Origin of the sequence: Chondromyces apiculatus DSM 436 (genome assembly GCF_000601485.1) — a bacterium.
Classification (GTDB): Bacteria; Myxococcota_A; Polyangia; order Polyangiales; family Polyangiaceae; genus Chondromyces; species Chondromyces apiculatus.
In genome coordinates this window covers 130,823-144,602 of record NZ_ASRX01000024.1, presented here as the reverse complement: position 1 = coordinate 144,602, position 13,780 = coordinate 130,823, and the positions used below count along the sequence as shown (strand labels likewise).

The following is a 13,780-nucleotide window of genomic DNA, read 5'->3' as shown; positions in this document are numbered from 1 at the left end:
GAGAGGGGGCGGAGCTGTGGGGCGGGTGCGCTCCGCGGCGTGCCTGACCACCCCCGCCCAGCGCCGCTGCGCGCACCCGCCCCACAGCTCCGCCCCCTCTCGCCCAGACGGTTCGGGTCGCTTCGGGAGGTGTTCCGCGGACACCTCGAAGGTGTTCCACGGACACCTCGGAGGTGTTCCGCGAACAGGTCGGACCTGTTCCCGTGACAACTGGTGAGTTGTCACTCGGACACCTCGGAGGTGTTCCGCGAATACCTCGGAGGTGTTCCGCGAACAGGTCGGACCTGTTCCCGTGACAACTGGTGAGTTGTCACTCGAATACCTCGGAGGTGTTCCGCGAACAGGTCGGACCTGTTCCCGTGACAACTGGTGAGTTGTCACTCGGATATCTCGGAGGTGTTCCGCGGACACCTCGGAGGTGTTCCGCGAACAGGTCGGACCTGTTCCCGTGACAACTGGTGAGTGGTCACTCGGATACCTCGGCACCTATCCCTCGGATACCTCGGCACCTATCCCCGTGACCACTGGTGAGTGGTCACTCGGATACCTGGGCACCTATCCCCCGGATACCTGGGCACCTATCCCCCGGATACCTGGGCACCTATCCCCCGGATACCCGGCCAACCCGCTCCCTGGCTCCCGCACAAGGTGACGTCCGCGCTGGTTGGAGTGCTTTCCAGGGTTCTGCGGGCGATATTCTTCTTGCACGCATCCACATCAACGAATAGATATCGGGAGTCCCTTGACCCTCACCCCCCTCGACCCTGACCCCTCCCCCGGCGATGCCGCGGCGCGTTGTGAGCTGTACCGCTTGCTCGCGGAGCCGGTGCGGCTGCGCATGCTGGGGCTCGCGGCGGCCGAGGAGCTGGCGGTGGGGGAGCTGGCGGAGTTGCTGCGCGAGGGGCAGCCGAAGGTGTCGCGGCACGCGGCGGCGCTCCGGGAAGCAGGGCTCCTGTCGGCGCGCCGGCAAGGGACCTGGACGCTCCTCAGGCTGGCGCCCGGGGTGCTCCGCGATCCGGTCGTGGACGACGCGGTGCGGGCCGGGGCGCGGGCCTGCGAGGCCGACGGGACCATGGCGCGCATCGCCGATCTGCTCGCCGGGCGTGACCAGGAGACGCGCGACTTCTTTGCGCGGGGGGGTCGGCCGCTGCGCGCAGGGACGCCGACGGAGATCGGGTCGTACCTCGCCGCGCTCGCGCCGCTGCTCCCGCACCGCCGGCTCGCCATCGACGCGGGCACGGGAGACGGTGCGCTGCTCGAGGTGCTGGCGCCCATCTTCACCCGCGTGGTCGCCATCGATCGGTCCCCCGCGCAGCTCGAGCTGGCGCGGGAGCGCATCCGCCGGCGCAACCTCGACAACGTGGAGCTGGTCTGCGACGAGCTGGACAGCCCCGCGGTGCGCAAGGCCATGGCCAGGGCGCTCCAGGTGCCCGTGCACGCGAGCCTCGGCGCCGACGTGGTGTTCGCCGCGCGCATGCTCCACCACGCGCCCCAGCCGCTGCAGACGCTGCGCGCCCTCGTGCAGCTCGCGCGCAAGCCCGTGGTCGGTCTCGCTGGCGGCGCTGGCGGCGCTGGCGGCGCTGGCGGCGCTGGCGGCGCTGGCGGCGCTGGCGCGGTGGTCGCTCCGGGAGGCGCGGTGTGCGTCGTCGATTACCAGGCGCACGACGACCTGCTCCTCCGCGAGCAGGAGGCAGATGTGTGGCTCGGGTTCGAGCCCGCGCAGCTCCAGGGTCTGGCCAAGGAGGCCGGGCTCGGGGGCATCGAGATGAGGCAGCTTCCCGCTGCCTGGCAAGGAGAGGGGCCGGATCGGCACCTCGCCTGGCAAGTTCTGGTCGGCTTCCGCAGCGACGCCGTCACAGTCACGCAACACGACGAGAGGACACCATGACAACGAAGACGCAGCTCCCGTACAAGGTCGCCGACATCTCCCTCGCAGACTGGGGTCGCAAGGAGATCCGGATCGCAGAGAAGGAGATGCCCGGCCTCATGGCGCTCCGCGCCGAGTACGGCACGTCGAAGCCGCTCAAGGGCGCGCGCGTCGCGGGCTGCCTGCACATGACCATCCAGACCGCGGTGCTCATCGAGACGCTCATCGCGCTCGGCGCCGAGGTGACCTGGACGAGCTGCAACATCTACTCGACGCAGGATCACGCCGCCGCGGCGATCGCGGCCGCCGGCATCCCCGTCTTCGCCTGGAAGGGCGAGACGCTGGAGGAGTATGACTGGTGCCTGGAGCAGCAGCTCCTCGCCTTCAAGGACGGCAAGGCGCCGAACATGATCCTCGACGACGGCGGGGACCTGACCATCTACATCCACGAGAAGCACCCCGAGATGTTCAGCGGCAACGACCCGATCCGCGGCCTCTCCGAGGAGACCACGACGGGCGTGCACCGCCTCTACGAGATGCACAAGGCCGGCAAGCTCAAGGTGCCCGCCATCAACGTCAACGACTCGGTGACCAAGAGCAAGTTCGACAACCTCTACGGCTGCCGCGAGTCGCTCGGCGACGGCATCAAGCGCGCGACGGACGTGATGTTCGCCGGCAAGACCGCGGTCGTCTGCGGCTACGGCGACGTGGGCAAAGGCAGCGCCCAGGCCCTGCGCAGCCTCGGCGCCCGGGTGATCATCACCGAGATCGATCCGATCTGTGCCCTGCAGGCGGCGATGGAAGGCTACGAGGTCAAGCGCCTGGAGACCGCGGCGCCCCAGGCCGACATCATCGTCACCGCCACCGGCTGCAAGGACGTGGTCCGCCCCGAGCACCTCAAGGTGCTCAAGGACGAGGCCATCCTCTGCAACATCGGCCACTTCGACTGCGAGATCGACATGGCCTGGCTGGAGAACAACCCGGAGATCAAGGAAGAGAACATCAAGCCGCAGGTCGATCACTTCATCTTCCCTGACGGCCGCCGCCTCATCGTGCTCGCCCGCGGCCGCCTCGTGAACCTCGGCTGCGCGACGGGTCACCCCTCGTTCGTGATGAGCGCCTCGTTCTCGAACCAGGTCCTCGCCCAGATCGCGCTCTGGACCGAGAAGTTCGACCTCGGCGTGCACATCCTCCCGAAGAAGCTCGACGAGAAGGTGGCCGCGCTCCACCTCGCCAAGCTCGGCGTGGAGCTGACCAAGCTGAGCGACGACCAGGCCTCGTACCTGAACATGTCGGTCGAGGGCCCCTACAAGCCCGAGAACTACCGCTACTGACCCGCCGGGCGGGACTTCCGGCCTCCCTGCCCTTGCGGTAGTCCAGGAGGCGATGGAGTCCCGCTACGATCCCGCCGAAGCCCAGCGTTACATCGACAGGTACGGGAGCGCTGCGAGCGCTGCGAGCGCTGCGAGCGCTTACAGCAATGACCTGGCGCTCCGCGTCTACACCTCTCACCTGCTCGGCGCCGAGCCCTCCCTCGTCCTCCACGGCGGCGGCAACACCAGCGTCAAGACCACCCAGGTCGACCTGCTCGGCGACGAGATCCCCGTGATCTGCGTCAAGGGCAGCGGCTGGGACCTCGCCACCATCGAGCCCCGCGGCTTCCCCGCCTGCCGTCTCGACCCGCTGCGGCGCGGCGCCGAGCGCGCGCAGATGACCGACGAGCAGATGGTCGCGCTCCTTCGCAGCCAGATGCTCGACCCCTCCGGCCCCACCCCCTCCGTCGAGGCCCTGCTCCACGCCTATCTACCCGCCCGCTTCGTCGATCACACCCACGCCGATGCCGTCCTCGCCGCCATGGACCAGGAGGACAGCGCCACCATCGCCCACGCCATCTGGGGCGACGCGGTGCTCCTCGTCCCCTACGTCATGCCGGGCTTCGTGCTCGCACGCCGCGTCGCCGAGCTGCTCCGTCCCCGCCTCGACGCAGGCCGCCTGCCCGCGCTGATGGTGCTCGACAAGCACGGGATCTTCACCTGGGGCGACTCCGCCGAGGAGAGCTACACCCGGATGATCACCGCCGTGACCCAGGCCGAGCGCTACCTCGCTTCGCGCGGCGCCCCGCTCGTCGCCGTCCGCGCCGGCGGCCCTGCCGCAAACGCTCCCTCCCCGACACCGAGCGCGGCATCCCCTCAGCCCTCCCCGCCCGACGCCAGCGGTAGCCCCAGCGTCACAGCCTCTGTCGCCTCCGGCGAGGACGACCTGGCGCGCATCGGCGCCATCGTGCGCGGCGCCTTCGCCCGGGCCTCGGGCAAGCCCTGGGTCTGCGCCTTCCGCACCACGCCGGATCTGCTCGCGTTCACGGGCCGCGCCGACCTGCACGAGGCGTCCCAGATCGGCTGCGCCACCCCGGACCACGTGATCCGCACCAAGGCGAAGCCACTGGTGCTCGACGTGACGCGGGCGGCCCTCGTCGCGCCTCCCGCCGAGCTGCGCGCCCAGGTGGAAGCGGGCCTCGCCGCCTACGCCACGTCCTACCGCGGCTACTTCGAGCGCGCCTGCGCAGCCCGCGGGGTGACGAAGCAGGCCCTCGATCCCCTCCCCCGGGTGGTCCTCCTGCCCGGTCACGGGCTCCTCTCCCTGGCTGCCTCACGCGCCGAGGCGGAGATCGCCGCCGACATCTACGAGCACACCGCCGCGGTGATCACCTCCGCCCAGGCGCTCGGCAGCTACCGCCCCGTCTCCGATCTGGATCTCTTCGACGTCGAGTACTGGAGCCTGGAGCAGGCCAAGCTCAAGGTGGGCGCCAAGGCCGAAGGGCCCCTCTCGCGGCGCATCGCCCTCGTCACCGGGGCGGCCTCCGGCATCGGGCTCAGCACCGCCCAGGCCTTTCTCGATGCCGGCGCCCACGTGGCGATGACCGATCTCGATCCGCGCGCCCTCGCAGGCGCCGCCGCGCCCCTCGCCACGAAGCATGGCGCCCGCGTCCTTCAGATCCCCTGCGACGTGCTCGACGAGGCGAGCGTGCGGGAGGCGTTCACCCGCACGGCCGCGCACTTCGGCGGCGTCGATGTGGTGGTGTCGAACGCCGGCCGCGCCTTCACCGGCGGCCTGCACACCCAGGCCGGCGACGACGCACTCTCCGCTTCCCTGGAGCTGAACCTCCGGGGCCACCAGCGGGTCGCACGCGCCGCCGCCGCGCTGTTCCTCCTGCAGGGGACCGGAGGCGCGCTCCTCTTCAACGCCTCGAAGAGCGCCTTCAACCCCGGCCCCGATTTCGGCCCTTACGCCGTCGCCAAGGCCGGCGTGCTCGCGCTGATGCGCCAGTACGCCATCGATCTCGCCCCCGCGGGGGTGCGCGCGAGCGCGGTCAACGCCGACCGGATCCGCACCGGCATCTTCGAGGCCGGGCTGCTCGAAGCCCGCGCGAAGGCCCGCGGCGTCACCGTGGACGACTACTTCCGCGCCAACCTGCTCGGGCGGGAGACCACAGGGGCCGACGTGGCCCAGGCCTTCCTGTACCTCGCCACGGCCCAGGCCACGACCGGCTGCGTGATCACCGTCGACGGCGGCAACGCGGCGGCATTCCCCCGGTGACCTGACGATTCTCATGCCGCAGCAGGCAACCCTCACGCCGCAACGCAGCATGACGCGCACACCCCCGGCCCCCCTCGCGCCGCACACGTCCCTCCGTACCCGCGAAGGAATTGGAGTCGGCCGCTCCGTCGTGTAGAAAACCGGCCATGCTCGTGCGCTCGGGAACGACCTTGTCCACGCTCGCGTCCACGCTCGCGTCCACGCTCGCGACGGCCACGACGGCCCTTCTGCTCGCGCTCGGGAGCGCTGGCTGCATCAAGCAGGCGCTCGTCGACGGTCAGATCGAGGCCACCCGGAAGGGCGCCGCTGCCATCGATACCCTCGGCGACTACGAGGTGGCCGAGAGCATCGCCTTCAACGGGCTCGGCCAGTTCGAGGGCATGCACTACCTCGCCCCCGACAATGAGGACGCGCTGTTCATGCTCGTCAAGAACTGGGGCGCCGCGACCTACGGCTTCATCGAGGACCGGATGGAGCAGGCCGAGGACGCGAAGGGCATGGAGAGCGAGCTTTACCTCTACCAGCAGGCCCGGGCCCGCGCGGGCTACGAGCGCGCCATCCACTACGGCATCGAGCTCCTCGAGCGCAGGCACCCCGGCTTCGAGGCCGCCCGCAAGAACGACGACACCATCCGCGCCTGGCTGAAGAACTTCGACGACAAGGAAGCAGACGTGGAGCCCCTCTTCTGGACCGCCTACGCCTGGCTCTCGAAGACCAACGTCGCCAAGGACGATCCCGCCCTGGTGGGCGAGCTGTTCATCGGCGCCGCGATGATGGAGCGCGCCGTGGCCCTCGACGAGATGTACATGTACGGCAGCGGCCACGTGGCCCTCGGCGCCTACCACGCCCGGAACGCGATGGCCGAGCTCGACGAGGCCAAGAAGCACTTCGACCGCGCGATGGAGATCAACGGCGGCAAGCACCTCCTCACGAAGCTCAACTACGCCATCAAGTACCACTGCATGAAGGCCGACAAGCAGAGCTACGAGCAGGTGCTCCAGGAGGTGATCGCCGCCGGTGACATCCTCCCCGAGCAGCGCCTGCAGAACACCATCGCCAAGCGCCGCGCCAAGCGCTTCCTCGGCGAAGAACGCCTGGAAGCCTGCGGTTTCTGAGCCTCCGAGGCCGAGGCTCGCACTCCCCGCCAACCCCGGCGCGCGGCGCGTCGAGGCCCCTCAAGCCGCCCCCCTACCGGGTACTCCAGTACGCACCGCGATCGTCGTTCTGACGAAATCTCCCGCTGTTTTCAGGGTTCTTTCAGCCAGGCAGCTTCCCCCAGTGCGTCGCATCTACAGCGCGCATATCCCACGCCGCCGCACAAGTCGCAGTGGTAAACGCCTTCACCAGGGTGGTGAACGTCTCCACCAGGCAGGCCTGGGAGCGTCGGTTCTCCGGTGGTGCACAGCACGCGTCCGATCCGTAAAAAACCGCAGGAGATGATGCTGTCCCCGAAGCTCGGGGATTCAACCGGCGCTACGGGTCCCGGCACGATCGCTGCAAAGCTCATCACCTATGCACATGAGCTGGATCAAGCAGTCGAAGTGGAGCCTCTTCTCGTTGGTTCTTGCGTGTGGTGTCGGTGTGACCGCCTGCGTCGGCGAGGTGCCCGACGAGGATCTCGATGAGGCCTCGGAGATGGGTGAGGAAGATCCGGCTGGAGAGATGAACGGCGAGGAGCTGTGGGACGAGGGTCCGCCCGTCGGCGAGGACGTGGTCGACGGCGAGGACGATGCGGTCGGCAGCACGAGCCAGGCGCTGAGCACCTCGGTCTTCCAGCTCCCCTTCCCCTGCGGGCAGGTGTGGGCCGGGCAGACGCGCTCGAACCACAGCCCGGTGAACTCGGTCGACTTCAACCGCGCCAACGATGAGGGTGACACCGTGGTCGCCGCCGCGGCCGGTACGATCAGCCGGGTCGCGAACGAGGGCAGCACCAGCTACGGGAAGTGGATCGAGATCAACCACGGCGACGGCTACACGACGCGCTACGCGCACCTGAGCGTGCAGTCGGTGTCGGTGGGGCAGAGCGTGAGCAAGGGCCAGAAGATCGGCAACGTGGGCAACACGGGCGGCTCGACCGGCGCGCACCTCCACTACGAGCTGCGCCTCAACGGCACCGCCATCAAGCCGGTGTTCAACGGGGCCACGGCGCTCTTCTACGGCACCAAGAACTACACCAGCAACAATAGCTGCGGCGGCGGCGGCAGCAGCGGCGTGAAAGGCACCGTGAACACCAGCGGCATCTCCCTCACGATCCGCTCGGCTGCGAGCACCAGCAGCACTGCGGTGGGTTCTGTCGCCGATGGCGCCACGGTGAACATCACCTGCCAGAAGCAGGGGACCTCCGTGACTGGCACCTACGGCACGACGACGCTCTGGGACTACATCGGGAGCGGCTACGTCTCCGATGCGTACATCCACACGGGCTCCGACGGTCAGGTCGCGCCGACCTGCCAGTGATCTCCAGGCCACCAGCCTCGCGGTGGTGATGGCCCTCCTGCGGGTAGGCGTCATCGTGGTCTGCCCGGCCCGTTGCGGGGGGGAGGGGCGTGCCGCCTTCCCCGGCCCCGGGCGTGGCGAGGGGGGTGGCGCGGCGCTCTTCCGGGGCCTGCGCGACGGCGGGCCCCAGGGCTGGCCCGCCTCTGCTCCGGCCCCTGCAGAGCGCCGCGCCACCCCCCTCGCCACACCCTCCTCGGTTCCGGTGGCACGCCCTTCCCCCCCGCACCGGGCCGACGGTGGCTCTCTCGGCAGAAGAAGCCTTTCTTGCTCGACTCCCGGTGGTTCGAGCAGCCGGCGGCGCATCCCCACGTAGGTCGTGCAGCAGCCCGGAAGGGCCGCCCCTCCAGGTCACCCTGCCCCCGGAAGAAGCATTCTCACCCGGAAGACGCGTCTCCCTCTCGCACGCCACAACGCAGGCGGCCTTGGCGAGGGTCTCTCGGCGCCGGAACGGAGGGGGGTGGGGGCGTGGCGAGGGCATCGCCGCAGGGGCCAGAGTGGAGGCGGGCGATCTCCGGGGCCCGACGCAACGTCGGCCCCGGAGGAGATGCCCTCGCCACGCCCCCACCCGCCGCAGTGCAGGCGCCGAGAGACCCTCGCCAAGGCCGCCGACCAGGTCGGCAACACGCCCACGCCCACGCTCGACGCTCGGTGCGCCACACGCGCCGCTCGCCTCCGGAGCCACCCGATCCAGTCCCCCTCCAGATCGCCCAGCGCCCGCAGGACTACTTCATCATCTCCTTGAAGAGCGCATCGTCGTCATCCGCCGGAGCCCCAGCATCCGCCGGAGCGCCTGCATCGGACGCTGCACCGCCCGCAGGCTTCTCGCCCATCATCTCCCGGAACAGGTCCGCGTCTTCCGCGTCCGCTCCAGGCTCCGCGCTGGGGGCGGCGCTCGGAGCAGCGCTCGCCGAGGGCGCCGCAGAAGGTGCAGGGTCGGCCTTGAGGTAGGGGTTCTCCGTGCCGTCAGCGCCGAACTTCGCGCGGTCTGCGGCGGTGCAGGGCAGCGGGTTCGAGCGGTCTTCTTGCACGCACTGGAGCAACCACGCCGCACGGGGGGGCTCCTGGTTCTTCTCGGCTTCGGCGTAGGCGCGGTCGATGTCCGCGTCGATGAGCACGGTTGCGATCTTCGGGACGTACATCACCAGCGCGAGACCCAGGGCCAGGATGCCCGTGAAGGGGAGCACCACGCGGTAGAGCGAGACCAGGGGGCGATCGAAGCGGAAGCTGGAGATGAAGAGGTTCAGCCCGAGCGGGGGCGCCACGTAGGCGATCTCCAGGTTGAGGAGGAACATCATCGCCAGGTGGAAGGGGTGAAGGCCGAACCGGGCGGCGAATGGCAGGATCAGCGGCACTGCCACGAGGATGGCGCTGAAGCCCTCCATGAGCATGCCGAGGATGAGCAGGAAGCCGTTCAGGATCAGCAGGAACTGCCAGGTCTCGGTGAGGCCGAGCTGCAGCATGAACTCGAGCACGCGCGCGGGGATCTGCTGATCGACGACGAAGTTGATGAGGGCGTTGGCCATCGTCAGGATGAGGATCAGCGCCCCGGCGAGGGCCATCGAGGCCCGGGCCACCCGTGGGATGTCGCCGCGCAGGCTGAGGTCCTTGTGGATGAACACCTCCACCACGAGGATGTAGACCGCCGTCAGGGCCGCGCTCTCGTCGAGGGAGGTGAGCCCCGTCCCCAGGCCACCCAGGATCAGCACGGGGGCGCCAAGCTCCCACTTGAGGAGCCACAGCGCCTCCGCCATGCGGATGAGGCTCGGGCGCTCGCGGGGGATCTTGTACTTGATGCCCACGTACGCGGCGTGGAAGCCGAGCATGACCATGATCATCACGCCCGGGATCAGCCCCGCCTTGAAGGCGGCGGTGAAGTCGATGCCCGCGACCAGGGCGTAGATCAGGATCGGGAGCGAGGGCGGGAGGAGCAGCCCGAGCGAGCCGCCCGTGGTGACCAGGCCGAGGGCGTAGCTGTCCGGGTAGCCCTGCTTGCGGAGCGCCGGGTAGAGGAGCCCGCCGATGGCGACGATGGTGACGCCGCTGCCGCCGGTGAGCGTGGTGAAGAAGGCGCTGGCGACGATGCACACCATCGCCAGCCCGCCGGGGAGCCACCCGAAGAACGCCGACGAGGCCCGCACGATGCGGTCGGGGGCCTTGGACTCGGCCATCATGTAGCCGACGAACGTGAAGAGCGGGATGGTCACCAGGATCGGCGATCCGGCGAAGCGCTCGTCCATCACGTTGGGCGCGATGAAGCGCAGGAACCGGAGCTGCGGGTTGTCGTGGGTGAGCCACAGAAGCTCGCTCGCACCGCCCATGATCGCGAAGAGGGGCGTGCCGAGCAGGCCGAGGAGGATGACGCCGATGGCGAGCAGCGCGCCCATCACGCCCTCCCCGTGGCGTGCTCGCCACCTGCAGCGTCGGCGTCGGCGCTGCTTGCGTTGCCGGCGCGGTGCAGGTCTTCACGGTGGGCCTCGTCGGGATCCACCGGGATGTGGCCGCTCAGCGTGAGCAGCAGCCGGAGCAGGAAGCGGAGCCCGATCATCAGCATCCCGAAGGGGAAGACCAGGCCGAGGGTGTGCACGAGGATGCCGCGCGTGCTCTCGCCGTCGGGCGAGATCACCGCGGGGGCGTGCGTGGGGGAGCCCTCGGGGATCACGAACTTCGAGAGGTCCTGGCCCGGGTAACGCTCCCGGAAGCCCGCGTTGTCGAGCCAGGTGTTCCAGTCGGCGGGGGTCATCCACTCGTAGCGGTCGCCGCTCACCACCCGGGGCAGGCTGCGGAGGTCGAGGCCGAGCTGCGCGCGCACGAGGAACAGGTGATGACCCACCTGATCGGAGACGCGCTCGATCTTGGCAGAGGGGGCGTCGTCGGCGCGGGAGCCGAAGGACTCGATGGCGATGTGATCGAAGAAGCCCCACACGGCCGCGAAGCACACCGCCGCGGCCGCGAGGTTGTTCAGGAGCGACGCCGGGAGGCGCAGCTTCCTGGGGAGCGCCCGGAACAGCAGGTCCACGTGGATGTGCTTGCCGGCGCTGGTGGCGAGGGAGCCGCCGAGGAGCGCGAGCCAGAGGGTGAGCCGGGTGCCCACGCCGCGCAGGCCGCCCATGAGGGTGAGCGTCGAGCCCTCCTGGAGCCAGGCCTTCATGTTGTCGAAGTACGAGGTGCCCACGCTGCGCCAGAGGGGGGCGATGCCGATGCCGAGCAGAAAGGCGGCGACCGTGGCGGCGCGGCGCGCCATGAGCGGCAGCTTGCGGGAGCCGGCCCAGGCCGCGCTGCCGAGCAGGGAGGCCCCGACGATGGCCCGGAACACCACCCCGGCGGCGTTGCCGCTGGTGGGTGGCGCGGCGAGGCCAGTGAGGAGCACCCAGGCAATGAGGGCCAGGATCAGGGCGAACAGCACGAAGGTGAGCAGCCGCGTCTCGAGCCGGGTCCAGCTCCGCTCGAAGCGCGCCAGCGGCTCTGCCCACGCGGCGCCATGCACGGCAGGCTCGGGACGCGCGGCGACGCCGGGCGCTGGAGGAGGCTCGGAGGTCGGCTCAGCGTCGGCCTTGCCTGCAGGCGCCTCGGCCTTGCCTGCAGGCGCCTCGGCCTTGCCTGCGGGCGCCTCGGCTTCCTCGGCCTTCGTCTCGGGCTCGTCAGCGTTCTCTTCGCTCTTGTCGGAGGGTGGCTCCGCGGAGAGTGCCGCGTTCTTCGGTGCTTCTGCCGAGGTCTCGGCTTTCCCTGTGGCCGGCGCGTCGGACGCGGCTCCTGCCGCTACGGGCTCCGGAGCATCCGCCTCAGGTTTGCCCTCTCCGTGGTCCTGCCGATCCTTGTCCTGATCCGCCATCGAACGCGACAGTAGACCTTCACGCCCCCTTCCGTACATCGGAACGCGGCGGTTCATGCGAGGCGCGACGAGTGCAGTGGACCGCGAGAAATCGGCCCGACGCGCAGGCAATGCATGCCTTCATGCCGCAGCGCGGCGTACGGCGAGGGCGGCGCTCTTGTTCAGGATGACGTCGCTCTGTAGGATGATTTCGGGCCCGCCTCGACTTCAGGATCGTCGGTGCGCGCGGCCTGATCGGGGCGGCAAAGGGTGCAGGGAGCACGTAGCAGCAACATCCTCGGAAAATACCGGCTGATCGCGGAGCTGGGTCAGGGGGGCATGGCGGAGGTGTACCTCGCGGTGGCCCAGGGCCCGGGTGGCTTCAACAAGCTCACCGTCATCAAGCAGATCCGGCCCCAGCTCGCCGAGGAGCCCGAGTTCCTGGCCATGTTCCTCGACGAGGCGCGGCTCGCGGCGCGCCTCAACCACCCGAACGTGGTCCAGACGAACGAGGTGGGTCACGACGGGAGCCGGTACTTCATCGCCATGGAGTACCTGGAAGGGCAGCCGCTCAACCGGCTCACGAACCGCCTCGGTCGCGATCGCATCCCCCTCTCGGCGCACCTGCGCGTGCTCGCCGATGCCCTCGCCGGGCTCCACTACGCGCACGATCTCACCGACTACGACGGCACCCCCATGGATGTCGTGCACCGCGACGTCACGCCCCACAACCTGTTCCTCACCTACGACGGGCAGGTGAAGGTCGTCGACTTCGGCATCGCCAAGGCCATGGACTCCTCGGCGGAGACCAGGACCGGGGTGCTCAAGGGCAAGATCTCGTACATGGCACCGGAGCAGGCGCGCGGGGAGCGCGTCGACAGGCGCGCCGACATCTTCGCGATGGGCGTGATGCTGTGGGAGGCTGCGGTGGGCCAGCGCCTCTGGTCAGGGATCCCGGACATGGCCATCCTGGCGCGGATCGCGAACGGTGATGTGCCCACGCCACGCGCTGCGCGCCCCGACGTCCACCCCGAGCTGGAGGCCATCATCATGCGCGCCATGGCCCACCGGCGGGAGGACCGGCACCGGACCGCCGGCGAGCTGCAGGCCGACATCGAGCGCTTCATCGACAGGCTCCCCGAGCGGGTGAACACGCGGGAGCTGGGCCGCCTCGTCGCCCACCGCTTCGACGAGGAGCGCGGCAAGATCCGGGCGCTCGTCGACGCGCAACTCCGGGATGCGCGTGCGTTGCCCACGGACGAGTACCGGGCGGTGGAGCTGCCGCGGCTGACGCAGCGCTCGAACAGCATGACGCCGCCCTCGATGAGCGGGGCCGGGCAGCAGCCCGTCGCCGACTACGGCTCGTGGCGCAGCTACCGGCAACCGGGCTCGCTCACCGCGGCGTCCACGGCGACGTCGGCGACCGCGCACACCGCGGCGACCCCGGCGGCGCGGCCGCGCGGCTTGCTCCTGGCGATCGCGGCGGCCGGGGGCGCGGGTCTCGCGGCGGCGGTGTGGCTCCTCGCGCGGGGCACGTCGACGCCGCAGGCAGTGACACCGCCGCAGCCTACCGCGGTGGTGGCGGCCGCCGCCCAGGTGCCTTCCACGCCACCGGCACCGAGCGCGAAGGGGGAGATCGCGCTGAAGGTGACCGCCAGGCCTGGAGACGCTCGGTTCTTCCTCGACGATGCGCCGCTCGCGGGCAACCCGATCTCGCATCGGGCGCCACGGGACGGGGCGAAGCACCGGCTGCGGGTGGAGGCAGCGGGCTACCGCACGGAGACCCGGGAGCTCAGCTTCGATAACGACTTCGACATCGAGCTGGTGCTCGAACGGGAGACGGGGGGTGCCCTGGCTGCCCCCGCAGCCGTCCGCGGAGCCCCGGCAGCGGCGAAGCCGGCGGTGACGGAAGCGCCAGAAGCCCCTCCGCCCGAGGAAGAGCCGCAGATGAAGCGGGGTGGGGCGAAGCCCGTGCGCCAGATCGACACCACGAACCCATTCGCGAATCCATGAAG

8 protein-coding genes are annotated in these 13,780 nt (G+C 70.0%); 6 read left to right on the top strand and 2 right to left on the bottom strand.

What is annotated here, in order from left to right; genetic code table 11:
- Nucleotides 1–742: 742 nt before the first annotated feature.
- The 5 genes from CAP_RS17515 (at nucleotide 743) to CAP_RS17495 (ending at nucleotide 7,918) form a co-directional block, all read left to right on the top strand.
- A complete protein-coding gene (locus tag CAP_RS17515) occupies nucleotides 743–1,888 on the top strand; it encodes a metalloregulator ArsR/SmtB family transcription factor (protein ID WP_231511536.1) in 1,146 nt (381 codons plus the stop codon).
- Nucleotides 1,885–3,201 carry an adenosylhomocysteinase gene (ahcY, locus tag CAP_RS17510; protein ID WP_044241961.1) on the top strand — a complete coding sequence of 439 codons (1,317 nt, stop codon included), beginning with the start codon at nucleotides 1,885–1,887 and terminating at the stop codon, nucleotides 3,199–3,201. The genes CAP_RS17515 and ahcY overlap by 4 nt, the downstream gene beginning before the upstream one ends.
- A 52-nt stretch (nucleotides 3,202–3,253) precedes the next feature.
- Entirely contained in the window at nucleotides 3,254–5,461 is a 2,208-nt protein-coding gene (locus CAP_RS17505) for a bifunctional aldolase/short-chain dehydrogenase (protein WP_044241960.1), read from the top strand.
- Nucleotides 5,462–5,631: 170 nt separating this feature from the next.
- Nucleotides 5,632–6,576 (top strand): TRAP transporter TatT component family protein, encoded by a 945-nt coding sequence (locus CAP_RS17500; protein ID WP_197041224.1) that lies wholly within the window; start codon nucleotides 5,632–5,634, stop codon nucleotides 6,574–6,576.
- Nucleotides 6,577–6,979: 403 nt separating this feature from the next.
- Nucleotides 6,980–7,918, top strand: coding sequence for a M23 family metallopeptidase (locus CAP_RS17495; protein ID WP_231511535.1), 939 nt, complete (start codon nucleotides 6,980–6,982; stop codon nucleotides 7,916–7,918).
- A 761-nt stretch (nucleotides 7,919–8,679) separates the two neighbouring features.
- Here CAP_RS17495 and CAP_RS17490 read toward each other — a convergent pair.
- Nucleotides 8,680–10,341 carry a TRAP transporter large permease gene (locus CAP_RS17490; protein ID WP_052375435.1) on the bottom strand — a complete coding sequence of 554 codons (1,662 nt, stop codon included), beginning with the start codon at nucleotides 10,339–10,341 and terminating at the stop codon, nucleotides 8,680–8,682.
- Nucleotides 10,341–11,786: a TRAP transporter small permease subunit gene (locus CAP_RS17485; protein WP_044241950.1), complete on the bottom strand. Its 1,446-nt coding sequence runs from the start codon at nucleotides 11,784–11,786 to the stop codon at nucleotides 10,341–10,343. Before CAP_RS17485 ends, CAP_RS17490 begins: the two co-directional genes overlap by 1 nt.
- Before the next feature lie 249 nt (nucleotides 11,787–12,035).
- On the opposite strand from CAP_RS17485, the gene CAP_RS17480 reads away from it, so the two are divergent.
- Nucleotides 12,036–13,778: a serine/threonine protein kinase gene (locus tag CAP_RS17480; RefSeq protein WP_044241948.1), complete on the top strand. Its 1,743-nt coding sequence runs from the start codon at nucleotides 12,036–12,038 to the stop codon at nucleotides 13,776–13,778.
- The last annotated feature ends 2 nt before the right edge of the window (nucleotides 13,779–13,780 follow it).

Bases quoted from the DNA above. Each gene is read 5' to 3' on its own strand.
- CAP_RS17485 (WP_044241950.1), bottom strand. From the start codon at position 11,786: ATGGCGGATCAGGACAAGGATCGGCAGGACCACGGAGAGGGCAAACCT.
- CAP_RS17490 (WP_052375435.1), bottom strand. From the start codon at position 10,341: ATGGGCGCGCTGCTCGCCATCGGCGTCATCCTCCTCGGCCTGCTCGGC.
- ahcY (WP_044241961.1), top strand. From the start codon at position 1,885: ATGACAACGAAGACGCAGCTCCCGTACAAGGTCGCCGACATCTCCCTC.
- CAP_RS17505 (WP_044241960.1), top strand. From the start codon at position 3,254: ATGGAGTCCCGCTACGATCCCGCCGAAGCCCAGCGTTACATCGACAGG.
- CAP_RS17495 (WP_231511535.1), top strand. From the start codon at position 6,980: ATGAGCTGGATCAAGCAGTCGAAGTGGAGCCTCTTCTCGTTGGTTCTT.